We start from the raw sequence: 22,458 nt of genomic DNA on the forward strand, positions 1-22,458 counted from the left end.
CCCGGCGGCGCCTATGCGCGCCGGAGCCGGCGGGCGTCCGCCGGGCTGGTGGTCTCGTACAGGGCGAGGGCGCGGGCGTGGAACTCCTCGCCGGCCGTGTCCTCGCCCCGTTCCCGTGCGGTGTCGCCGAGCATCTCCAGGGTGCGGGCCTGCCAGTGGACGGCGCCGGAGGCGGTGAACACCGCGAGCGCCTCGCTCAGGTGGGCGATGCCCAGGGCGTGGTCGCCGGTCCGGGCACGGGCCCGGCCGAGGAAGGCGAGGGCCCGGGCCGTGTCGTGCGGGTCGGCCGCCTCCACGAGTCCCTGCCGGGCCCGGGCGAAGCAGGTGACGGCCCGCTCGGGGTCGTGTTCGGCGAGAGCGACCTCGCCGAGCGTGATCCGGGCGAGCGCCACCCCGCGCGGATAGCCGCACTCCTGCCAGGTCGCCACCGCGCCGTTCAGCCACGACACGGCCTCGGCGAACCGGCCCGCCTCGAAGTGGCAGTTGCCGAGGCCGAGCAGGGCCTGGCCCTCGTCGCGGGGGTCCTCCCCGTCGCGCGCCGCGTACAGGGCGGCCGTGTACCACTCCACGGCCTCGTCCAGCCGTCGGGCGGCGCTCAGCCCGATGGCACCGGAGTTGAGCATCTGGCGTTCGGCCTCCCGGTGTCCGTCGCGGCGGGCGGCCTCCAGACCGATGCGGTGGGCCTCGATCCACAGGTCGTAGTGGCGCAGCCGCAGGAACAACGGCCACATGGCGTCGACGAGTTGCCAGGCCGTGGCGTGCCAGCCGCGCTCCACGGCCAGGCGGAGGATCGCCATGAGGTGGCCGCGTCGCTCGTGCAGCCAGCCGAGGGCGCCCCGGTCGTCGGTGAAGGGCGGGGGCAGCGGGAAGGGCTGCGCGTAGGTCCGGGGAAGGGTGAACTGGATGGGGGTGATGAGGCGTTGGGCCTCGGTCGCGGTCAGCAGGTGCCAGTCGGCGACGCGCCGCAGGGTACGTTCCCGGTCCGCTTCGGTGCCGGCCAGGGCCGCGCGGTCGCGGGCGTGGAGGCGGACGAGGTCGTGGAAGCGGAGCGCGTCCGGGCCGACCTCCTCCAGCATGTTGGCCTCGACGAGTTCGTCCAGCCGGCGTTCCGCCCAGTCGAGGGGCTCCGCGCAGGCCGCGGCGGCCGTCCGGACGTCGAACTCGGGCAGGGGCAGCAGCCCGAGGGCCCGGTACATCCGGGCGGCCTCTTCTCCCAGCACCGCGTACGACGCGTCCAGGGCCTTGCGCACGGTCGCCTCCCCTTCGACTTCCAGCGCGGCCAGGCGGCCGACGTCGGGTGTGAGCGCGTCGGCCAGTGCGGCGACCGGCTGCCGGGGGCGGGCGGCGAGCCGGGCGGAGGCGAGACACACCGCGAGGGGCAGCCCCGCGCAGAGGTCCACGACCTGGCGGACCGCGGGCAGTTCCCCGGCCACCCGGCGCTCGCCGACACCGCGCAGGAACAGCTCCACCCCGGCGGCGGGGCCCAGCGCCCGCAGCCGGTGGAACTCCGCTCCGTCCAGCCGCAGCCCGGTCAGCCGGTGCCTGCTGGTCACGACGACGAGGCTGCCGGGCCCGCCCGGCAACAACGGCCGGATCTGTGCCGCGGAGAAGGCGTTGTCCAGCACCACCGCGATGCGCAGGTCCGCGGTGACGGACCGCCACAGGGACGCCTGTTCCGCCAGGTCGACGGGGACGGCCCAGGCGCCGAGCGCACGCAGGAACCGGCCGAGGATCTCGCCCGGGTCCGCCGGTCCGCCCGCCGCGTGTCCGCGCAGATCGGCGTGTAACTGCCCGTCGGGGGCGACCGATTCATGACGGCGCAGCCAGCGGGAGACCAGGGTGGTCTTCCCGATGCCCGCCGGACCGTTGACCACGATCAGCGGTTGCCGGGACCCTGCGGCCGTATGCCGCGTGAGCAGCCGGTCCAGGGCCTCCAGTTCGTCCCGCCGGTCGGTGAAGTGCGCCGGTACCGGCAGTAGTTGGCGGGGCGTCGGAGGTGGCTGCGGCGGGGCGGTCCGGACCTGGATGCCGCCGTGGATGTCACGGGCCTGGACGGTCGGTCCGTAGAGCCGGGCCGATCCGGCGATGCTGTTGCTGCTCGCTCTCCCCTGGTCGTCCTCCCGCGCCGCACTCATACCGCTCGTCCCCCTCCGACCGGTTGCCCGCTACATCGATCAAGGTGGTCCTACCCCCGGCGGGCCTCCGACGATGCAGGCCACGGACGCCGGGGCTCCGGCAGGGAAGCGATTCGGCCAGCGCACCGGCCCCTCTTGGAACCCCCTGTCCTGCCTGTCATGCTCTTCGCTCCATGGCACGACCGTCCCCGGTGCCGTGGTAGTCGAACGGCCGGACCAGCGGGAGGCGCTGGTGGAATTCCAGGTACTGGGCCCGGTGGGTCTGCAGGCGAACGGCCGCCGGGTGGAGCTCGGTTCGGACAAGGAGCGGACCCTGCTGGGCCTGCTGGCACTGGACGTGGGCCGGCCGGTCGCGCTGGGCGTGCTCCTGGACCGGCTCTGGGACGGTGAACCGCCGCCGCACGCACGGGAGAACGCGCACAGCTACGTCTCGCGGCTGCGCAGGCGGCTCCGGCTGGCCGGCCCGTCGTCCGCGAGTGCGCCCCGCATCGTCGGCCGGGCCCACACCTACACGCTGGAGGCGGCTCCCGAGGCAGTCGACTGGCACCGGTTCCAGCAGCTCGTGGCGCGGGCCGGGGCGGCCTCGGCGGACGGCGACGACGAGCGCACGGCCGCCCTCCTCGACCGCGCGGAGGGCATCTGGCGGGGCGAGGCGCTGGCCGGACTGCCCGGACTGTGGGCCGAGACCACCCGCCGGACGCTGGCGGAGCGGCGGCTGGGCGCGGCCGTCTCCCGGATCGCCGCCTCCCTCCGGCTCGGCCGGTACACGGAGGTGACCGCCGAGCTGTCCGCCCTGGTCGACCGGTGTCCGGGCGACGAGACGCTGGCGGGTCAGCTGATGCTGGCGTACTACGGCGGCGCCCGGTACACCGACGCGCTGCGGGTCCACCAGGAGACCCGTCGGATGCTGATGACGCAGTACGGCTCCCGCCCGGGCGCCGAGTTGGACCGCATCCATCGCGGGATCCTCGACCGGGTGCCGGCCGCCGATCTCGTCCGGGGCCGCACGGCCGCGCCCCGCCCGGCCCGCCCGGTCGCGGCCCCGCCGCCGGACCGCCCGCGCCCGCCGAGGAACCTGCCGCATCAGCCGCCCCTGATCGGCCGTCACGCCGAACTGCGGGCCCTCAGCGCCGCGGCCGACGCGGCGGCGGAGCAGGGCCGGGTGATCAGCCTGGAGTCCGTCAGCACCGTCAGCGGCATGGCCGGGGTGGGCAAGACCAGCCTGGCCGTGCACGGCGCGCACCGGCTGGCCGAGCGGTTCCCCGACGCCCAGCTGTATGTGGACCTGCGTGGCCACTCCCCCGTCGGCGAACCGCTGGGTCCCGGCGCGGCCCTGGCCACCCTGCTGCGTCTGCTCGGCACGCCGGCGGACACCATCCCGGTCGAGCTGGAGGGCCGTACCGCGCTGTGGCAGACCGTGCTGGCCGAGCGGCGGGCGGTGATCGTCCTGGACGACGCGGTGAGCGCCGACCAGATCCGCCCGCTGCTGCCGAGCGGCTCGCCCACCCTGGCCATCGTCACGAGCAGGCGCCGGCTGACGGGCCTGCCGCAGGCCCGGCACATCCCGCTCGACGTGCTCCCGACCGACGACGCCATCGCCCTGTTCCGCGCCTGCGCGGGCGAGGAACGCGCCCTGGACATCCGGGAGATCACCACGATCGTTCGATTATGCGGCCATCTCCCGCTCGCGATCGAACTGGTCGCGAGCCGCTTCCGCGCCCATCCCGCCTGGACGCTCGGCACGCTGGCCGACCGCCTGACCCGCGCCGAGGGACGGCTGGGCGAGATCAGGGATGCCGAGCAGGAGTTGCTGCGGGCCTTCGACCTGACGTACCGGACCCTCACGCCGGAGCAGCGCGCCGCGTTCCGCCGGCTCAGTCTGCACTCCGGCCCGGACTTCACGGTGGACTCGGCGGCCGCCTCCCTGGACCTGCGCCCGGCCGCCGCGGAACGCGTGCTGGAAGCGCTGCTGACGTGCCATCTGCTCCACGAGCCGACCCCGGACCGGTACCGGTTCCACGACCTGCTGCGCGAGTACGGCCACTCCAGGTCCCGCGCCGACGACACCGACGAGGAGCGCGCCGACGTCCTCCGGCGCCTGACGGACTTCCACGTCGACGCCGCCGACCGCGCCGACCGTCTCGCGTACCCCCGCCGCACGAGGCCGGCGCCGCCGCGCGAGCGCGGCCCCGGCGCAGCGCTGCCCGACTGGCCCGACGCCGTGGCCGCGCGGTCCTGGCTGGCCGCCGAGCGCGCGAACCTGCTGGCCACCGAACGCCGGGCGCGCGGCCAGGGCCGCCCCGGGGCGGCCGCCCGACTCGCCTTCGCCATGGCCGGCTTCCTCGACGAGGAGTGCCACTGGCTCGACGCCGAGGCCGTCCTGGAGACCGCCGTCGAGCACTGGACGCGGACGGGCGAGCAGGCCGCGCTGTGCCGTGCCCTGCTGCACCTCAGCGCCGTCCACGCGCACACCGCGCGCTACCCGGAGGCCGCCGAGAGCGGCGACCGGGCTCTGCGGATCGCCCGTGCGACGGGGGACGGGGAGGCGGAGGCCGAGGTGCTGCGCACGCTCGGCACCCTGAACTGGCACGTGGGCGACCATCAGGCGGCGCTCGTCCTCTTCCAGAAGTCGTTCGCGATCACCGCGGTGTCCGGCGATTCCCTGGACCGCGCGCGCCTGCACAACAACATGGCGGTCACCCTCCTCTTTCTCGGGGAGTACGACCGTGCGCTGGAACACTTCGAGAAGACGCTCAGCGGATTCACCGAGGCGGGCGATCACGCGGCGCTCGGAAAGACGCTCAACAACATCGGCGATCTGCATCTGCGTCGCGGAGACCTGGAATCCTCGCGCCGGTCTTTCGAGGAAGCACTGACATTCCTGGAACATTCCGGTAACCGCTACGACCGCGCCACCGTGCGCGGCAGCCTGGCCGATGTCCTCACGGAATCGGGCGACATCACCGCAGCTCTCCCCCTTTATCAGGAGACCCTCGCGGAATTCCGCGCGCTGGGCGACCGGAAGAGTCAGGCCGACACGCTGATCGGTCTGGGCGAGGCACAGCGGAAAGCGGGGGATCCCGGTAAGGCCGTACGGTATTTCCTGGATGCTCTCGACATCGCCCGCCTGATCGGCGCCGCCCACCAGGAGATCCGGGCGCTGCGCCACCTCGGTCAGGCGCATTTCGCAGCCGGGCGGCTCGACTCCGCGGGGGAAGATCTGGAGGCGGCCCTTTCGCTGGCCGAGCGTACCCACGACGTCGACGAGAAAGCCCGGACGGAAAGCGTTCTGACGGACGTACGGCGGGCGGTAGGTGTCGCCTCGACGACGCACGCCTTACCGGGACACACATTCGAACCGGGCAGTAATTAAACGCGCAACAAGTGAATATCGTTCAATTATGAGATATGCCGACGGTCATCTACGGTCGCCTCCGGAATCAATCGATCAAGGAGGGATCCCGTCACGTGAGCACAATGCGTCGACTGGCCGTCGTCACCGGTCTCGCCACTCTCGCCATTCTTGGCGTGACCGCGCCAAATGCCTCGGCGGCCGAGCCCGCCTCGACCGCGGCGGTCGGCACCTACAGGTGCATCATGATGTGACCCCCTGAGGGTCGATCGGCGCACCGGGGGTGGCAGCACACGCCGCCACCCCACCCATCGGACACGAGAGGACGGTGCGGGGTTGGAGCCGATATCGGTGGCGCTGCTGGCGGCACTGGCCGCGGGAGCCGGCGGCGAGGCCGGCCGAGAGGCCTGGGCGACACTGAGCGAACTCGTCCGGCGCCCGTTCCGGCGCGACGGCAGACATGACGGCAGCGGTGACGGCAGCGGTGGCGACGACGGCGAGGGTGAGGGCGAGGGCAACACCGGGGCCCCGGCGGCGGGTTCGGCGGAACCGGAGCTGGTCCGGCTGGCCGCGGACCCGGACGACGCGGCACTGGCCCGCGCGCTGAGCACGGCACTGGCGGTGCGGGCGGCGGGGGACGCGGACTTCCGGGCGGGTCTCGCGCGATGGCACGAGCTGGCCGGCCCGCTGCGCACCGGCGACGTGCACAACGAGATCAGCGGCGGCACGTTCACCGGCCCCGTTCTCCAGGGCCGCGACTTCTCCGGCCTCTCCTTCACGATCCCGGCCCCACCGAGCGTGGACCCCGGAAGGAACACCCCGCCCACCGCCCCGGACTGACGACGACACCGGCCGGACCGGCAGGTGTCACGCCAGCCGCTCCGCGAGGTGGTCGCCGACGCGCAGGGCGTTGGCGATGGCGGTCAGCGACGGGTTGACCGCCCCGATGCTCGGGAAGAAGCTCGTGTCGACGACATAGAGGTTGTCCAGGTCGTGGGCCTTGCAGTGGACGTCCAGGGCGGAGCCGCCGGGGTCGTCGCCGAAGCGGACCGTGCCCGCCTGGTGCGCGGTGGCGCCGATGGGCATGCCCTTGTGCAGATAGATGCTGTGCGACAGGAGATGGTGTTCGTTCATGCCCAGATGACCGAGCATGCCCTGGAGTTTGTGCCGCAGGCGGTTCAGTCCGGCGACGTTGTTCTTCTCGTCCAGGGCCAGGTGGATGCCGCCGTCGCGGTCCAGGGTGACGCGGTTGCCGGCGGCGGGCAGGTCCTCTCCGCAGAGCCAGAAGTCGACCGCGTGGTGGGCGAGCACCTCGAACGGCATGTCGGGGGCCATCGCCCCGGCCCAGCGGGGCGCTTCGCCGTGGATCTGCTCGGAGTCGGACTTGCCGAGCATCTGGATGCCGCCGAGGGGGTAGTCCCAGTCGTCGGCTCCCAGGTACCAGTCGTGCAGTGCCAGGGTCTTCTGGAACCTGGTGTCGTTCGGCTCCCTGGAGACGGCCATCAGGGCCAGGTTGTTGTGCCGCATGTAGTTCCGGCCCACCACGTCCGAGCTGTTGGCCAGTCCCCGCGGATGCCGGTCGTTGGCCGAACGCAGCAGCAGGACAGCGGAATTGACGGCGCCACAGGCGACCACCACGAGGTCGGCGCGGAACTCCACGGTGGCGGCGTCCCCGTCGCCCGGCTCCCCCACCCTGGCGACGACCGAGGTGACGCTCCGGCCGGTCGCGTCCGTCTCCAGCCGCCGCACGTCCGCGTGGGTGACCATCTCGACGTTGGGGTGTTCGAGAGCGGGGTCGACGCAGATGACCTGGGCGTCGGACTTGGCGCCGACCAGACAGGGGAATCCGTCGACCCGGTCGCAGCGGATGCAGGCGCTGGTGTGGGTGGCCCGGCCCCGCTCGTCCTGGGTGAGATTCACCCCGATCGGGAGGTGGAAGGGATGCAGCCCCTGTTTCTCCAGGTCGTGGCTGAGCTGCTGGATGCGCGGCTCGTGCTGGACCGGCGGATGGGCGTACTGGGCGCTGGTGGGGCCCTCGGTGGGATCCTCGCCGTGCCGGCCGTGGACGAGATAGAGGTGTTCGGCCTGCGTGTAGTACGGCTCGAACTCCTCGTAGCTCAGGGGCCAGGCGGGCGACACACCGTCGTGGTGGCGGAGTTCGCCGAAGTCCTCGGGGCGCAGCCGGAAGAGCGCGGCGCCGTAGAACTTGGTGTTGCCTCCCACGTAGTAGTTGACCTCGGGCGGGAACTCCTTCCCGTCCTTGTCGTACCAGAACTCCGGCGCGCGGTACTTCCCCTTGACGAAGACCGCTGTGGAGTCCCAGTTGTCCCGTTCACGGGGAAGATAACCGCCGCGTTCGAGAAGGAGGATCCGCTTTCCGGTGGGTGCCAGTCGATGGGCGAGAGTGCCACCGCCCGCACCTGTCCCGATGATGATGACGTCGTAGTACTGCGCGTCGGTCATGCCGGCCACCGTCCTCGGAGCATGCGCCGGTTCTGCCGGGTGAATGGGCCGTCCGACCCGACCACCAACGTATCTCCGAGCGATGCCTGCGGCGAGTTGGGCCGGTCGGGTGAACCGGGCCGCCGGGACGCGACGACGACCCGTACGTGCGCGGACCGACCGGTGTCACAGGATCGCGAGGGGATTGACGGGAGAGCCGGTGGCCTCGGGCAGCCGGAGCGGGGCGACGACGAGGAGGAACGACCAGCGGCCCTCGCTCGCGCAGATCGGCGCGAGGTCCTCGAACCGCAGATAGTCCAGCAGGTGCAGTCCCATGGCGTGGATGCCCAGCACATGGACCGGGAACGCGACCCCGCGGGCGGGACTGGGCGCGCTGTCGTTGTTGCCGTCACCGCCGAGTACGGCCACCTCCCGCTCGGCCAGGAACTCCATGGCCGTCGGATGGAGTCCGGCACGGGCGCCGGTCACGTCCCAGGGGCCGAGCTCCTCGCGGCGGCGGCGGTGTCCGACCCGCACGAGCAGGATGTCGCCGCGGCCGACCCGGACGCCCTGCCGTGCCTCGGCGGCGGCGAGGTCCTCGGCCCCCACCCGCGCTCCGGGTTCGAGCCAGGGGACACCGTGCAGCCGGGGGATGTCGAGGAGGACCCCGCGTCCGACGACGCCGTCGCGGGCGAGGTCGACGGACAGGGCACTCGCGCCGTGCGGTGACAGGACGTCCGCCGCCGGTACGCCCCCGTGCAGGGTGCCGTCGTAGACGACGTGGCACAGCGCGTCGAGGTGGCTGTTGACGTCTCCGTGCACGTTCATCGCGAAGCGGTCCCGGGCGAACTCCAGTCCGCTCGTCCCGGGTTCGCCGCCCGGCGGGGCGGTGAGCCGGTGTTCGGCCGGGTCGGCGTCGTCAGGTCCGCCGCGGGTGTTCACGGGGGCGGCGAGCGACACCGTACGCCCCGACCGCACCTCGCCTACGGCGGCCAGCACGAGGTCCGCGGTGATCGTGTCCAGGGCGCCCCGGCGTCCGGCGCCGCCGGGGGACGTGTCGCGCAGCTGCCGGTACAGACGCCGGAAGTCGGCCTCGCTCAGATCGCCGCTCGTCCGCATGCCCCCACCCTCCGGCAGGTCCCAGGCCCCCGCACACCGAGGCGCCGGGCCCGGGGCCACCACGCCGAGTCGCCGGGCCCGGGGCCACCACGCCGACGAGCGGACGAACCGTTCCGCGGGGGTCCGGACGGACATGAGCCGTGTCCGCGCGGTGTGCCCGCCGGATCCCACCGCCGGCGGGCCGTCCGGCGCCGGGTGGGCGAACTCCGGCCCGCGCGCGGGCCGCGGGCGCACCGCGCGGGAGCCGTGCGGGCGAGGCCCGTACCAAGGTGCAGGCGAGGCCCGTACCGAGGTGCGGCCGTCTCCGTCCGATGCTGCAATGAAGTCCGAAGACAGGGGGGCCGCCGAACGCCGGGACCCAGGGGTGAAGCCGTGAACGATGAATTCGTCGAAATGGGACCGATCGACTATGTCGTCGTCGAGTTCCCCGGGAGCCGCATGACCGGGGAGGGCTTCCCCCTGCTGGTCGATCTGGTGGACCGCGGCCTCATCCGGATCCTCGATCTGCTGTTCGTCCGGAAGGAGGAGGACGGATCCGTGGTCGGCCTGGAGATCGCCGACCTCACCGGCGACGGGGTTCTGGACCTGGCCGTGTTCGAGGGCGCCTCCTCCGGCCTGCTGGGCCAGGACGACATCGAGGAGGCCGGCGGCGCTCTGGGAGCCGGCAACTCCGCGGCGATCCTGGTCTACGAGAACCTGTGGGCCGCGCCCTTCGCCACCGCCCTGCGACGCGGCGGCGCACAACTGGTCGCCTCCGGGCGGATCCCGGTACCGGCCGTCCTGGCCGCGCTGGACGAGACGGACGACGTCCGGCCGCCGAGCACGTAGAGACTCCCTCGCGGTGACGGAGGACGAGGTATTCCTGGGCCTCGGCCTGATCATCGTGCTGGCCGTCGGCTCCCAGGTGCTGGCGTACCGTCTGCGCATCCCCGCCCTGATCGTCCTGCTGCCCGTCGGATTCACCGCGGGCGCCCTGACCGACGACCTCGACCCCGAGCGGCTCCTGGGCAGCGCCTTCTCCCCGCTGGTCTCGCTCGCCGTCGCGGTGATCCTCTACGACGCCGGACTCGGCCTGGACCTGAGGGGACTCAGAGGCCACACCCGCCGGGTCGTGGTGCGGCTGATCTGGTTCGGCGCGCTGGTCAGCGGCGCCTCGGCGGCGCTGGTGGCCATGCCGTTGCTCGGGATGTCACAGGGCGCGGCCGTGATGCTCGGGGCGATCCTCGTCGTGTCCGGGCCGACGGTCGTCGGGCCGCTGCTCACCTTCGTCCGCCCCACGGAGCGCCTGCGGCGGATCCTCGTCTGGGAGGGGTCGCTGATCGATCCCGTGGGCGGCATCCTGGGCGCGCTGGTCTTCCACACCGTCACGGCGGGCGGGCCGGGCGGCTTCGGCAGCCGGGTCGGCGCCTTCGCCGTCAGCACGGCGGTGGGGGTGGCGGGGGGCGTCGTCGGAGCGGTCGTCCTGACGGTGGCGCTGCGCAGGCTCCGGCTCGGCGAGGTGCTCGCCACCACCGTGCAGCTCGCCGCGGTGGTCGGCGTCGCGGCCGCCTGCGACGTCGTCCGGGACGACACCGGACTGATCGCCGCCGTCCTGATGGGGCTGGCGGTGGCGAACCTGCCCGGCGGGGGTGTCACGGCCCGCAGACCCTTCTTCGAGACTCTCGTGAACCTGGTCATCGGACTGCTGTTCATCTCCATCTCGGCCACCGTCAGCCCCCAGTCCCTGCGGCATGTGGTGCTGCCGACGCTGGGGCCCGTGGCGGTCCTGGTGTTCGTGGCCCGCCCCCTGGTGGCGGCCGTGTCGGCATGGGGAACCGATCTGACGCCCGGGGAACGGGGCTTCCTCGGGTGGATGGCGCCACGCGGGATCGTGGCAGCGGCCACCGCCTCGACGTTCTCGGCGACGCTGGTGGACCAGGGCGTCCGGGGCGCGGCGAAGATCCTGCCGGCCACGTTCGTGGTGATCGTCGCCACCGTCACGCTGTACGGGCTGAGCGCGGCGGCGGTGGCCGGGCGGCTGGGCGTGGTGCGCTCGACGCGTTCCCGGCCGCTGCTCGTGGGCGGGGATCCCTGGGTGGTGGATCTGGGGCGGGCCCTGCGGTCGGCCGGGCTGGAGGTGGTGATGTGGGCGGGGCGCGAGACGGAGCGGGACAGCATCAGGGCCGCCGGGATCGAACTCGCCCCGGGCGAGCTGTTCGCCGCGGCCACGGGCGAGGGCGCCGAACTCGAGGGCCTCACCGGGGTCCTGCTCCTCACCGGCGAGGACGACTTCAACGCGCTGGCGGCCACACGTCTCGAAGGCAGCGTCGAGTGCACGGTCCACCGGCTGCGGCCGCCCGCGGACAGCCAGGGCGTCATCACGCCCTACGCGGGCGGCGAGGTGCTCTTCGATCCGGACCTGACCGGGCCCGAACTGGCACGTCGTCACGCCCGCGGTGCCCGGGTCGTGGCGCATCGCTGCGACGGCACCCTGCCGGCCGGACACCGGATGCTGTTCCTGGTGCGCGGTGACGGCCGGCTCCTCCCGGTCACCCGTGCCGACGGCCCGGCGCCGCGGCCGGGGGACGTCGCCGTACTCCTGAGCGCGTGATCCGTCAGCGGCCCGTGGACCTCCCGAAGGAGGCGACGGCGGCCCGCACCCGGGCGAGCGCGGCCGGCAGAGCGGTGGTGGCGTCCAGGGTCAGGCCCGGCTCGTCCGCCTGCAGTGGCTCCAGCGTCGCGAACTGCGAGTCGACCAGCCGGGCGGGCATGAAGTGGCCGGTGCGCCGGGAGACCCGGTCCCGTGCGGTGTCCCGGTCCAGGGCGAGGTAGAGGCACCACAGCCGGGGGCCCGCGGCCGCCCGCAGCTCGTCGCGGTACGCCCGCTTGAGGGCCGAGCAGGCGACGACCAGCCCCTCCCCGGCCTCGGCGGAGTGCCGGACGCGGGCGGCGAGGGCCCGCAGCCAGGGTTCGCGGTCGGCGTCGTCCAGGGCGTGGCCGGCGGTCATCTTGGCGATGTTCGCGGCGCTGTGGAAGCCGTCGCCCTCGACGAACGTCACTCCGAGCCGCTCGGCCAACGCCTTGCCGACGGTGGTCTTCCCGGAACCGGACACCCCGAGGACCAGCACGATCGGCGGCGCCTGCCCGGCCCCGCGCACCGGCTCCCCGCGCACCGACTCCCCGCCGCCGGTCACGGGCTCTCGGGCTCCCGTCCGGCCGCCGTCCGCCGCAGGTCCGCCTCGGTGAGGGGCTGGAGGGCCCCGGCGGTGTTCAGCCGGTAGAGCAGGACGAGGGGCGGTCCGACGAGCACCACGGCGATGGCCGTGACCAGCAGCAGCCAGCGCAATGTCGTCGTCGCGCCGGCCGCCTCGGACACGGTCAGCGAGGTGGGGATGAGATAGGGCCGCTGGGCCAGCCCCCACGCCACGACGACGAGGGCCACGCTGCCGACGGCGGTGATCCTCGCCCATCCCGTGGCGGTGCGGTACAGCAGCACGGCGGTGGCCAGCGCGCTGACGACGGCGACCAGGACGAGGGCTAGACCGATGCCGCTGGTCAGCCCGTCGTGGACGTAGCGCGCGTCGTCGCGGGTGACGACGAGGCCGACGCACGCCAGCACGGCGAGGACGCCGAGGCTGCACCAGGCCCGCAGGCGGAAGTATCCGACCAGGTCGGCGGCGTCGAAGCGGCGTGCGTCGGCGGTCAGGAACACCGCCCCGAGGAAGGCGGTCGCGGCGACGGTCAGCAGCCCGGCGATCACGGACGTCCCGTTGGACCACGCGTCGGCCGACGCCTTCGTACCGGGGGCCACCCGGCCCGTGGCCAGCCCGCCGACCGCCGCTCCGAGGAAGAAGGGCGTCAGCAGCGAGGAGACGGCGAAGACCGCGCCGTAGACCCTGCGCCCGGCGAGCCGCTGCGTGGGCTTGCGCAGCGCGAACCCGGCGCCGCGCAGGACGAGTCCCACGGCCGCCAGGGCCAACGGCAGCCACATGGCCGTGAAGACCGTCTGGAACAGCACCGGGAAGCCGGTCCACATGATGACCAGGACGAAGATGAGCCAGACGTTGTTCGTCTCCCACACCGGTTCCATGGCGTGGTCGATGAGCCACCGGGGGCGCTTGCCGCGTGCGGTGCCGCCCGCGAGCAGGTCCCAGAATCCGGCGCCGTAGTCCGTGCCGCCGGCACACGCGTAGGCGGCCACCACGGCCAGCAGCACCCAGGCGACGACGTCCTCGGTCATGCGCCGCCCCCGTCCCTGCCGCCGGTCGCGGACACCGGCCGGGGTCCGTAGGGGGTGTCCCCCTCCAGGTCCTCGGGGGTGGCTGCCGCGGCGGCGCCCTCGTCGGCCAGCCGCCATCGTCCGCTCATCCTCAGCAGGACGGTCAGGAAGGCGCCGAACACGAGGGCGTAGAGCACCACGACGAGGCCGAGCATCGTCCACAGGGTCGAGGCCCGGGTGTCCGTCACCGCCTCCGCGACCCGCATGTTCTGGTAGACGATCCAGGGCTGCCGGCCCACCTCGGTGGTGATCCAGCCGCACTCGACGGTCAGCAGACAGGCGCCGCCGGCCAGTGCCGCGCACCGGAAGAACCACGGGGACCGGGGCAGGTCACGCCGGCGGAGCCAGCACCAGCCGTACCAGAGCGCGAGCAGGACGAGCAGGCTTCCGATGGTCACCATGATGTCGAACGCCCAGTGCGCGATCGTGGCCTGGGTCGCCGTCGGACGGTCGGCGGCCGGGACCGAGGACAGTCCCGTGACCTTGGTGTCCGGGCTGAAACCGGCGAGGATCGAGTCCAGTTGGGGGATCCTGATCCCGCCGGAGATCGTCCCGTCGGAATGCAGCCGCCCGAACATGTACTCCGGCACATGGGTGTCGGTCTTCCAGACGATCTCGGTGGCCGCGAACTTCACCGGCTGCTTGTGGAAGACGGACCGGGCGATCGAGTCCCCGAGCACGAACTGCACGGGGGTCAGGATCGCGGCGACGGAGAACGGCACGGTGAAGCCGAGCCGGTGGTAGCGGTCCCGGCGGCCCCGCAGCCAGCCGACCGCGTACACCCCGGCGATGACATAGCCCGCGGTCAGCACCACTCCGACCACGAAGTGCCAGTACTCCGGGCCGAACATCGGGGTGAAGATCGCCCTTCGTACGTCGACGTCCACGGGGGCTCCGGAGGCGTCGAGCGAGAAGCCGCGCGGGGTGTTCATCCAGGAGTTCGCGGCCACGATGCCGAACGCCCCCATCAGTGCGGCCAGGGGCAGGGGCAGGCCGAGCCAGAAGTGCGTCCACGGCTTGAGCCGGCGCCAGCCGTACAGGTAGATGGCGATGAGGATCGCCTCGAGGAAGAACGCCCAGGCCTCGACCCCGAAGCCGAGGCCGAAGACATCACCCCACCGGCCCATCATCCCCGGCCACAGCAGGCCGAGTTCGAAGGAGAGCACCGTGCCGGTCACGATGCCGATGGCGAACTGGACGGCCATGACCGCCGACCAGCGCCGCGCGAGCAGCAGGGCGACGGCGTCGCCCTTGCGCAGCCCGCGGTAGTGCATCAGGAGGGTGATGGCGGGCAGGGCCACGCCGAAGGGCACGAGCAGGATGTGGGAGCCCAGGGTGAAGGCCATCAGCTCCCGGGCCGGCAGCAGCTGTGCGGGGCCGTCCGCCAGAAAGTGGTCGATCGCGCTGTTCACATGGTCCTCGGTGGCTCGTCCCGGATGGCGCAGGAGTGGCGGGTCTCAGCCGCCCGTGGCGAATCCGGGGAACAGCGTCATTCCGCCGTCGACGTAGATGGTGGTCCCCACCACGTAGTCGAGAAGGTCGGAGGCCAGCGTGGCCACCACGTTCGCGATGTCGTCCGGGTCGCCGACGCGGTGGTAGGGGATGAGCCGGAGAAGGTCGGCCTCGGCCTCGGGGGTCTCCCAGGCACTGCGGTTGATGGGCGTGCGGATGGCTCCCGGAGCGACGGCGTTCACCCGGATCCGGTGCGGCGCGAGCTCCTGGGCGAGGGTCGCCATGAGCATCTGCACCCCGCCCTTCGACGACGCGTAGTTCACATGGCCCGCCCAGGGGATGATCTGGTGGACCGAACTCATGCAGATGATTTTCCCGGCGGACCGGGACACCTCCGGAACGACACCTCGCCGCATGAATTCCTTGGCCGCTTCACGTGCGCACAGGAACTGTCCGGTCAGATTCACGTCCAGTACCTTGCGCCACTGGTCGATGGTCATGTCGGTGAGGGGCGCATCCCGCTGGAGCCCCGCATTGGCGACCATGACGTCGATGGTGCCGAACTCCTCGACCATCCGGGAGACCATGTCGACGACCTGGTCCTCCTGCGACACATCGGCTTCGTGCGCATAGGCGCGGACGCCGAAACCCTCGATCTCGCGTACCACTTCCTCCGCGGCTTCCCGCCCCGCGACGTAGTTCACGACCACATCGGCTCCCACCCGCCCCAGGCCGATCGCCGTGGCCTTTCCGATGCCGGAATTCGCGCCCGTCACCAGCGCCTTCTGTCCTTTGAGGAGCAATGGGGCAAGGGGCTGGCGACCGTCATTGCCGCTGGTTTCCACTCGTGTCTCCCTGTGCGTGCCGGCGCGGACATTCGGCGGACGTTCAAAGGAATCCGCCCGACAACGAAAACACGCGTGGATCGGTACGGCACGGTGGCGCGTCCCCCGTCAGCCGCCCGGGTGCCCGCCCACGCTGAACGGCCCAATGCCCGCCGGCCGGGTGACGCGGAAGGGAGCGGACCGCTCGCCCGGCCGGCCGGGCGGGGTGGTCGACGGGCTGGTCGACGAGCCGGTCGGACCGGCTGACGGGACCGGCTGACGGGACCGGCTGATGGGACGGGCCGGTCGGACCGGACGGTCGGAAAGGGCTGGTCGGACGGGCCGTGAGGACGGGCTACTCGGTGCGGGCGTCCCGGCCCGTTCCGATGCACAGCGCCCAGATGACGAAGGCGTCCACGGCGATCAGCACGATGGCCCAGACGGGTTGGTACGGCAGCCACATGAAATTGGCGATCATCGACAGGCCGGCGAGGCCGACGCCGACGACGCGTGCCCACACCGCGCCGCCGAACAGAGCGGCACCCGCGAGCGCGACCAGAACACCGAGGACGAGATGGATCCAGCCCCAGCTCGTCAGATTGAAGTTGTAGGCGTAATCACGGGTGACGACGAAGACGTCGTCCTGGGCGATGGCGGCAATTCCCTGGAATATCGCCATCACCCCGCCGAAGATCATCATGACCCCGGCGAATCCGGTCCAGCCGGACACCCACGCTCCGCCGCCGCTTGCCCTTCCCTGCCGGTGATGCATTCCGGTCGCGGTCATTTCGGGCTCCTCCCACACACATCTCGCCACGGACAGGTGGCCGTTCGGTCGCCCAGATATCAGCTTGCCACGAGAAGCACAAACCGGCAGAACACCGGTATTCACGCAGTTCAGCGCGGGGGCCGACGTGCGAGGGATATCCGGCGGTGGTCCAATGGGGGTATCCGGTGCACCGACCGCCGTGCGCCGGCCGGAGTATCCGTCTCCTCCGCAGGTCTCCGGCGAGAAAGGAAAACCGCCGTGCCAGGTCTCCTCCGCGGGGTCGCCCGCACAGCCGTAGTGGCCGGTACCGCGACCGCCGTGTCCAACCGCGTGTCACGCCGCCAGCAAGGGCGCTGGGCCCAGCAGGACTACCAACAGGCCGCGCCGCCGCAGCCGGCGCCCGCGCCGCAGCCGGCCGCCGCTCCCCCGCCGGCCGACATGAGCAGCAAGATCGACCAGCTGAAGCAACTCGGAGAGCTCAAGGCCCAGGGCGTCCTCACCGAGGCCGAGTTCGAGGAGCAGAAGCGCAGGATCCTCGAATCCTGAAAGGAAAGGCTGTACCGGAGCAGCTCCGGTACAGCCTCCGCTCCGCGACTTCGCGAAGTCGGGACGACAGGATTTGAACCTGCGACCCCTTGACCCCCAGTCAAGTGCGCTACCAAGCTGCGCCACGTCCCGAGGCGTTGCCGCGGCGGTGAGCTGCGGGAACGCGCAGGCAGAGCCTACCGTACGGGGGTGGGTGCGGCGGTCGGCGTCTGACGGGCGGCCGGCCCCGGCAGACGGTCCGCGCGGCGGACCGGGACCAGCAGGGCGGCGAGGGCGGCGCCCAGGCAGAGCACCGCGAGCAGGGTGAATCCGTGGGTGTAGCCGGACTCGTAGGGCAGGCCCGACGGCTGGAGCCGGCCGGTGACCAGGACGCTGGTGACGGCGGCACCGATGGATCCGCCGATGGTGCGGATGTTGGCGTTCATGCCGGTGGCGGCGCCCGTCTGCCCGGCGGGGACGCTGCCGACGATCAGGTTGGCCATCGAGGCGAAGGCCAGGCCGATACCGAGGCCGAACACGCCCGCCACGAAGGCGACCTGCCACCGCTCGTCGTGCCAGAGGGCGAGGAAGCCCAGGGCGAGCGCGCCGAGCGCGGCGCCGGCCGTGAGCAGCGCCTTGGCGCCCACGCGGGGCTCGAGACGGCCGCCGAGCACACCGGAGACGAACATCGCCAGCAGCATCGGCAGCATGAGGAGTCCGGAGGCGGTGACGCTCGCGCCGAAGCCGTACCCGGCCGTGCCCGGCGTCTGGACGAACCCGGGCAGGAAGGACCAGATCGCGTACATGCCCGCACCGAACAGCAGGGCGGCGAGGTTGGTGGTCCACACGGCCGGGAGTCGCATGATGCGCAGGTCGATCAGCGGGCTGCGGGAGCGGGCCTCGGTGTACAGCCACAGCGCGAACAGCGCCACGGCGAGGGCGAACAGGCCGATCACCCGGGCCGAGCCCCAGCCCCAGTTGCCCGCCTGGCTGAGCGGCAGCAGCAGGGCGACCAGCCAGCCGGACAGCAGCACGGCGCCGAGCCAACTGACCCTGCCCTCCGCCCGGTCGGGCGACTCGGGCACATAGCGCAGGGCGATCAGCGTGGCGGCCGCGACGATGCCGACCGGGATCCAGAACAGCCAGCGGTAGTCCAGCGCGGAGACGATCGGACCGGCCGCGACCATGCCGACGCCGCCGCCCGCGGCGATCACGGCGGACAGGTTGCTGATGCTGCCGGGCACGCGGGAGGGGGCGAACTCGTCCCTGATGATGCCGAAGGAGAGCGGGAACAGGGCGCCGCCGATGCCCTGGACGACCCGGGCGAGGATCAGGACGCCGATGTTCGGCGCGAGCGCGGCGAGCAGACAGCCGGCCAGGACGGCGAGCAGGACCCCGACGAGGGTGCGCTTCTTGCCGATCAGGTCGCCGACCCGGCCGAGGATCGGTGTGAAGACGGACGCGGACAGCAGATACGCGGTCATCACCCAGGTCGCGGTGGACTGCGAGGTGTGCAGCGCGTGCTGCACGGTCGGCAGGGCGGGCGCTATCAGCGACTGGAGCATGGAGAACACGCCCGCACCGGTCGCGAGGACCGCGAAGGTGAGGCGGGTGGACTTGCGGGGCATGACAAGCCTCTCGGAAAGACCCGGAAAGAGGAGAAGGGGCCTCGGACTGTTAAAGTGGAGGCACCCCTCCACTGTAACGGAGGCACCCCTCCGTTTCAACCGAGTGCCCGCCCAGGAGGCAGCAGTGCCGGCTCAGCCGTTCCCCATCAGCGAGATCGTCGCGGCCCAGCGCCCCGTCCGTAAGGACGCGGCCCGCAACTACGACGCGCTGCTCGCCGCCGCCCGCCAGGCGTTCGCCGAGCACGGCTCCGAGGCGTCGCTGGAGGACATCGCCCGGCGCGCGGGCGTCGGCATCGGCACGCTCTACCGGAACTTCCCGACCCGCCGGGCACTGTTCGAGAGCGTGTACGCGGACGAGGTCAACGCGCTGTGCCGGTACGCCGTGGAGTTCGCCGACCTGGAGCCGTGGGAGGCGCTCACCGCCTGGCTCGAGCGGTTCGCCGGTTACATGGTCACCAAGCGGGCGGTGCGCGAGGCGCTGGAGGGCGAGTCGGAGATCTTCCAGGCCTGCCGTGACTCGATGTACGCGGCGGGCGGCCCACTGTTCGAGCGGGCCCAGCGGGCGGGGGCGGCCCGCGCGGACATGGACTTCGGCGATCTGCTGCGGATGGTCGCCGGGATCACCGCGACGGCCTTCGTGGACGACGCCCAGCGCGACCGCGTCCTGGCCATCGCCCTGGACGGGGTGCGCGCCGGGCGCCGATGAGGGGGGGTCAGCCGGACAGCGGGTACCGCGGGGCGAGCAGGTCCGCGATCCGCTCGGTGATCGTCTGGGCGGTGTTGCCCTCGGGCGCGTCCGGGCCCACCGTCGTGGACACCGCGATGGACAGCCGCTGGTGCGGCTCGTACGCCATCACGGCCGCGTAGCCGAAGAAGGACGGGTTCTGCACCACCCAGCCGTTCTTGACGACGACGCCGATGCCGAAGTGGAAGTCCTCGGTCATGGGCAGACAGACCGTGGCGGGACAGTTCGCGGTGGGGTGCCCGAGGCCGACGGTGCCCGGGTCCAGCTGGGTGCGGAACGAGCGCTTCGAGAGCAGCTCGCCCGAGCCGATGCCCTGCCCGGAGCGGGCCAGGTCACAGATGTCCTGGGTCAGGACGGCGCCCGGCGCGGTGGTCCAGGAGGGGTTGAAGTAGGTGGACTCCTCGTAGGTGCCGCGTTCGTCGTCGTAGGCGTGCAGCACGGGCGGCGGGATGAGCGCGGTGTCGTTGTTGCGGGTGTTGCGCAGCTTGAGGGGTTTCATGACGCGCTGCCGCAGGAGCCGGTCGAGCGGGGTCCCGGAGATCTTCTCCAGGGCGCGGCCGAGGAGGACGAAGTTGGCGTGCGAGTAGCTCCAGTTGGTGCCCGGCCGGTACCACAGGGGGTGACTGAGGGAGATCCCGACGACCTCCTCGGGGGTCCAGTGCTGCCAGGGGTCGGCGTAGAGCTTCTTCAGGAACACCGGGTCGGTGACGTAGTCGTGCAGGCCCGACGTCGAGTCGCCCAGCATCCGCAGGGTGATCTTGTCGCCGTGCGGCAGGTCGGGCAGCCAGCGGGAGACCGGGTCGTCGAGGCGCGCCTTGTGCTCCTCGACGAGCTGGAGCAGCACCGTGCCCATGAAGGCGATGCCGACCGAGCCGGTCCGGAAGTGCATGGCGGGCGTGGCGGGCACGTCCGTGAGGGACTCGCCGACCGCGCCGGTGACGAGCTCACGCCCGCCGACCGTGACCTTGACCAGGGCGGCCTTGAGACCGAGTTCCTTGCGGGCGGCGCGGACGAGGGCGAGGACCTCGCGCGCCTGGCCCCGCGGCTTCGGGGTGGAGGTGCAGGGCCGGCCCTGGTGATCGGGGACGGCGGTGGCGGCCACGGCCGCCGTCTGGAAGGTGGAGGCGAGAAGAGCGGCGGCGCACAGCAGCGCCGTACGGGTACGCGTCATACGGGCACTATGGGCTGATTGTCACATCGGTCAGGGGGTCAACACTCCGTACGCCCTCACCCCAGGACCCGTACGGCCCTCGGCACGCCTCTCGCGACCCGTCCGGTCGACCCGTTCGGTCGACCCGTTCGGTCGAGGCGATCCGTCGACGCGATCCGTCGAGGCCGGTCGAGGGGATCCGTCGAGGCGCCTGCCCGGACCACCGACGCCGTCCGGATGACCGACGCGGTCCGGGTCGGCGGCAGGGGGGGGGCGGCGCGACGCCACACGGCCCGGCACCCGCGGTTTCGCCCGGGCGGCGGCGGCCGGGGTGGGCCGGCGCGCACCCCTTGCCCCCGGACGCGGGGCGCCAGGCCGCTGCCGATACCCCGCGGGAACCGGCAGCCCGACGGCCCGCGCCGCCCACGCCGCCCACGCCGCCCACGCCGCCCACGAAGACGATCGACGCCGAGGAGACCCACCGGCTCGGCCCAGTCGGCCCGTCGGTCCCGTCGGTCCCGTCGGTCCCGTCGGTCCCGTCGCCGAGTGGTGGGCGCCGAGATGGACACCGTCGCCGACTAGCTCGCCGCCGAATCTGCCGTGCGCCGCCCGCTCTCCACCGACGTCCAGGACACCGGTAGCGCCGGTCGGGCCGGTAGCGCCGGTAGCACCGGCCGGATGGGCCGAGGAGCGCGGGGTGTCGGGCCGGACGGTCGCGCCCTTGCGGGGCACGTCGTTCGGACTCACCGCCGGGTCCGTCGAGTCGGATGCCGGACAGGCCCTGCTCGATCACACTCTCGGCCCATGTCTTCAACTCTTCGGCGGATTGGGCTAGATGCTGGAGTACCCGATCGCCCGACTGCACGCGGAGGCGCGCAGCCCCGCATCCACGCCGGAACGAGCGGGGTCACGCAGATGGTCGTCGCCGGTTCCCCGGGACCGTGAGCCGGGGGCGGGGCGCCGGGGCAAGGAGACAGGGAGGACGGTGGGGCATGGAGGACTTCTCCGGGCGGCCGGGAGTGGCGTTCGTCGCGGGTGGCACGGGCGGCATCGGCGCGGCGGTCGTACGGACCCTGGCGGCACGCGGCAGCGCGGTGGTGTTCACCTACCGGGTCCGGCGGGAGGCGGCCGAGGCCCTCGCCGACGAGGCCGAAGGGCTCGTGCCCCTCCCCCTGGACCTGACCGACGAGACGGCGACGGCCCGGGCGTTGACCGCGACCGCCGAGGCGTACGGCTCCCTCCACACCCTCGTGTACGCCGCCGGTCCGCATGTGCCGATGCGGCACCTGAGCCGGGTGAGCCCGGGCGAGTACCGGGCCCAACTCGAGGCGGACGCGGGGGCGTTCTTCAACCTCGTCCATCCGGCGCTGCCCGTGCTGCGCCGGAGCCGGGGCAGCATCGTCGCGGTCACCACCGTCGCCACCCGGCGCTTCCCGGTGCGCGACGGGCTGTCCTCGGGGGCGAAGGGGGCGGTCGAGGCGGTCGCCCGCGCCCTGGCCGCCGAGGAGGGGCGCTACGGGGTCCGCGTCAACTGCGTCGCGCCCGGCATGCTCACCGACGGCATCGCGGGCCGGCTGATCGAGTCGGGCGAACTGGACGACGAGGCACTCGCGGTCGCCCGGCGGAACATCCCGCTGCGCCGGTTCGGGGAGGCGGCGGACATCGCGGAGGCGGTGTCCTTCCTCGCCTCGGACCGGGCCGGGTTCATCACGGGCCAGGCCCTGGGGGTCGACGGGGGGTACAGCGTGTGAGGCACCCGGCCTCGCGGAGAGGGCACCGGGGTGGCCACGCAGTCAAGCCGGTCGACGACCTCCCGAAGACCGGCTCGACTCCGCAGTCGTTCCAGTCTTCGGGGCCGTCCGGTCCGCGTCAAGGCCCGTCTCACGGGTCGACTCGGGCACCGTCGTCCACACAAGCCTTTCCCGGTCACTCCAGGACCGACACACAGAATTTTCCGTGCCACCCGGCCGACGCCGGGAATGTGCGTGTCGATTCGGACAAGCGGTCCAGAGGAACCCATTTCCTGCGTTCGTTCATGTTTCTACAGTGTGTGAGGAGG

At 72.5% G+C, this 22,458-nt stretch carries 18 protein-coding genes and 1 tRNA gene; 8 read left to right on the forward strand and 11 right to left on the reverse strand.

Going from position 1 to position 22,458, the window contains the following annotated elements:
- Nucleotides 1–11: 11 nt before the first annotated feature.
- A complete protein-coding gene (locus tag ASD48_RS26605) occupies nt 12–2,135 on the reverse strand; it encodes a tetratricopeptide repeat protein (protein ID WP_107104400.1) in 2,124 nt (707 codons plus the stop codon).
- Between the two features lie 196 nt (nt 2,136–2,331).
- On the opposite strand from ASD48_RS26605, the gene ASD48_RS26610 reads away from it, so the two are divergent.
- The 3 genes from ASD48_RS26610 to ASD48_RS26615 all read left to right on the forward strand — a co-directional run bounded on the left by ASD48_RS26610 (nt 2,332) and on the right by ASD48_RS26615 (nt 6,327).
- The gene (locus ASD48_RS26610; RefSeq protein WP_282438320.1) at nt 2,332–5,508 is read left to right on the forward strand and encodes a tetratricopeptide repeat protein; all 3,177 of its coding nucleotides are present in this window, start codon (nt 2,332–2,334) and stop codon (nt 5,506–5,508) included.
- 95 nt (nt 5,509–5,603) lie between these two features.
- Nucleotides 5,604–5,741 carry a hypothetical protein gene (locus ASD48_RS44415; RefSeq protein WP_157880701.1) on the forward strand — a complete coding sequence of 46 codons (138 nt, stop codon included), beginning with the start codon at nt 5,604–5,606 and terminating at the stop codon, nt 5,739–5,741.
- An 82-nt stretch (nt 5,742–5,823) separates the two neighbouring features.
- A complete protein-coding gene (locus tag ASD48_RS26615; protein WP_057604229.1) occupies nt 5,824–6,327 on the forward strand; it encodes a hypothetical protein in 504 nt (167 codons plus the stop codon).
- A 27-nt stretch (nt 6,328–6,354) separates the two neighbouring features.
- Here the strand turns inward: ASD48_RS26615 and ASD48_RS26620 are convergent, their stop codons facing one another.
- On the reverse strand, nt 6,355–7,950 hold the full coding sequence (locus ASD48_RS26620) for a GMC family oxidoreductase (RefSeq protein WP_057604230.1): 1,596 nt from the start codon (nt 7,948–7,950) through the stop codon (nt 6,355–6,357).
- A gap of 165 nt (nt 7,951–8,115) precedes the next feature.
- Nucleotides 8,116–9,048: a cyclase family protein gene (locus ASD48_RS26625; RefSeq protein ID WP_199875962.1), complete on the reverse strand. Its 933-nt coding sequence runs from the start codon at nt 9,046–9,048 to the stop codon at nt 8,116–8,118.
- 393 nt (nt 9,049–9,441) lie between these two features.
- Between ASD48_RS26625 and ASD48_RS26630 the strand changes: the two genes are divergently transcribed.
- Together ASD48_RS26630 and ASD48_RS26635 are read left to right on the forward strand one after the other, a co-directional pair.
- Entirely contained in the window at nt 9,442–9,876 is a 435-nt protein-coding gene (locus tag ASD48_RS26630; RefSeq protein ID WP_057604231.1) for a DUF6325 family protein, read from the forward strand.
- A 13-nt stretch (nt 9,877–9,889) separates the two neighbouring features.
- Entirely contained in the window at nt 9,890–11,638 is a 1,749-nt protein-coding gene (locus tag ASD48_RS26635) for a cation:proton antiporter (protein WP_057604232.1), read from the forward strand.
- A gap of 4 nt (nt 11,639–11,642) precedes the next feature.
- Here ASD48_RS26635 and ASD48_RS26640 read toward each other — a convergent pair whose 3' ends face one another.
- The 5 genes from ASD48_RS26640 to ASD48_RS26660 all read right to left on the reverse strand — a co-directional run bounded on the left by ASD48_RS26640 (nt 11,643) and on the right by ASD48_RS26660 (nt 16,369).
- Nucleotides 11,643–12,221, reverse strand: coding sequence for a gluconokinase (locus tag ASD48_RS26640; protein WP_057604233.1), 579 nt, complete (start codon nt 12,219–12,221; stop codon nt 11,643–11,645).
- Nucleotides 12,218–13,267 (reverse strand): cytochrome d ubiquinol oxidase subunit II, encoded by a 1,050-nt coding sequence (locus ASD48_RS26645; protein ID WP_057604234.1) that lies wholly within the window; start codon nt 13,265–13,267, stop codon nt 12,218–12,220. Before ASD48_RS26645 ends, ASD48_RS26640 begins: the two co-directional genes overlap by 4 nt.
- Nucleotides 13,264–14,652 (reverse strand): cytochrome ubiquinol oxidase subunit I, encoded by a 1,389-nt coding sequence (locus ASD48_RS26650; RefSeq protein WP_242432741.1) that lies wholly within the window; start codon nt 14,650–14,652, stop codon nt 13,264–13,266. The genes ASD48_RS26645 and ASD48_RS26650 overlap by 4 nt, the downstream gene beginning before the upstream one ends.
- Nucleotides 14,653–14,763: 111 nt before the next feature.
- Entirely contained in the window at nt 14,764–15,603 is an 840-nt protein-coding gene (locus ASD48_RS26655; protein WP_057604236.1) for an SDR family oxidoreductase, read from the reverse strand.
- 334 nt (nt 15,604–15,937) lie between these two features.
- The gene (locus tag ASD48_RS26660; RefSeq protein WP_057604237.1) at nt 15,938–16,369 is read right to left on the reverse strand and encodes a hypothetical protein; all 432 of its coding nucleotides are present in this window, start codon (nt 16,367–16,369) and stop codon (nt 15,938–15,940) included.
- Between the two features lie 240 nt (nt 16,370–16,609).
- Between ASD48_RS26660 and ASD48_RS26665 the strand changes: the two genes are divergently transcribed.
- The gene (locus ASD48_RS26665; protein WP_057604238.1) at nt 16,610–16,897 is read left to right on the forward strand and encodes an SHOCT domain-containing protein; all 288 of its coding nucleotides are present in this window, start codon (nt 16,610–16,612) and stop codon (nt 16,895–16,897) included.
- A 58-nt stretch (nt 16,898–16,955) separates the two neighbouring features.
- Here ASD48_RS26665 and ASD48_RS26670 read toward each other — a convergent pair.
- Both ASD48_RS26670 and ASD48_RS26675 read right to left on the reverse strand, forming a co-directional pair.
- Nucleotides 16,956–17,029: transfer RNA gene (locus ASD48_RS26670), tRNA-Pro, on the reverse strand.
- A gap of 44 nt (nt 17,030–17,073) precedes the next feature.
- Nucleotides 17,074–18,504: an MFS transporter gene (locus tag ASD48_RS26675; protein ID WP_057604239.1), complete on the reverse strand. Its 1,431-nt coding sequence runs from the start codon at nt 18,502–18,504 to the stop codon at nt 17,074–17,076.
- Nucleotides 18,505–18,628: 124 nt separating this feature from the next.
- Here ASD48_RS26675 and ASD48_RS26680 point away from each other — a divergent pair, with 124 nt between their 5' ends.
- Nucleotides 18,629–19,210: a TetR/AcrR family transcriptional regulator gene (locus ASD48_RS26680; RefSeq protein WP_057604240.1), complete on the forward strand. Its 582-nt coding sequence runs from the start codon at nt 18,629–18,631 to the stop codon at nt 19,208–19,210.
- 7 nt (nt 19,211–19,217) lie between these two features.
- Here ASD48_RS26680 and ASD48_RS26685 read toward each other — a convergent pair whose 3' ends face one another.
- On the reverse strand, nt 19,218–20,420 hold the full coding sequence (locus ASD48_RS26685; protein ID WP_057604241.1) for a serine hydrolase domain-containing protein: 1,203 nt from the start codon (nt 20,418–20,420) through the stop codon (nt 19,218–19,220).
- A 971-nt stretch (nt 20,421–21,391) separates the two neighbouring features.
- On the opposite strand from ASD48_RS26685, the gene ASD48_RS26690 reads away from it, so the two are divergent.
- Nucleotides 21,392–22,150: an SDR family oxidoreductase gene (locus ASD48_RS26690; protein WP_057604242.1), complete on the forward strand. Its 759-nt coding sequence runs from the start codon at nt 21,392–21,394 to the stop codon at nt 22,148–22,150.
- Nucleotides 22,151–22,458: the final 308 nt, after the last annotated feature.

Origin of the sequence: Streptomyces sp. Root1310 (assembly GCF_001426425.1) — a bacterium.
Classification (GTDB): Bacteria; Actinomycetota; Actinomycetes; order Streptomycetales; family Streptomycetaceae; genus Streptomyces.

Excerpts from the sequence above, each read along its gene's own strand:
- ASD48_RS26660 (WP_057604237.1), bottom strand. The coding sequence starts at position 16,369 with ATGACCGCGACCGGAATGCATCACCGGCAGGGAAGGGCAAGCGGCGGC.
- ASD48_RS26625 (WP_199875962.1), bottom strand. The coding sequence starts at position 9,048 with ATGCGGACGAGCGGCGATCTGAGCGAGGCCGACTTCCGGCGTCTGTAC.
- ASD48_RS26690 (WP_057604242.1), top strand. The coding sequence starts at position 21,392 with ATGGAGGACTTCTCCGGGCGGCCGGGAGTGGCGTTCGTCGCGGGTGGC.
- ASD48_RS26620 (WP_057604230.1), bottom strand. The coding sequence starts at position 7,950 with ATGACCGACGCGCAGTACTACGACGTCATCATCATCGGGACAGGTGCG.
- ASD48_RS26645 (WP_057604234.1), bottom strand. The coding sequence starts at position 13,267 with ATGACCGAGGACGTCGTCGCCTGGGTGCTGCTGGCCGTGGTGGCCGCC.
- ASD48_RS26685 (WP_057604241.1), bottom strand. The coding sequence starts at position 20,420 with ATGACGCGTACCCGTACGGCGCTGCTGTGCGCCGCCGCTCTTCTCGCC.
- ASD48_RS26675 (WP_057604239.1), bottom strand. The coding sequence starts at position 18,504 with ATGCCCCGCAAGTCCACCCGCCTCACCTTCGCGGTCCTCGCGACCGGT.
- ASD48_RS26630 (WP_057604231.1), top strand. The coding sequence starts at position 9,442 with ATGGGACCGATCGACTATGTCGTCGTCGAGTTCCCCGGGAGCCGCATG.
- ASD48_RS26605 (WP_107104400.1), bottom strand. The coding sequence starts at position 2,135 with ATGAGTGCGGCGCGGGAGGACGACCAGGGGAGAGCGAGCAGCAACAGC.
- ASD48_RS26650 (WP_242432741.1), bottom strand. The coding sequence starts at position 14,652 with ATGGCCTTCACCCTGGGCTCCCACATCCTGCTCGTGCCCTTCGGCGTG.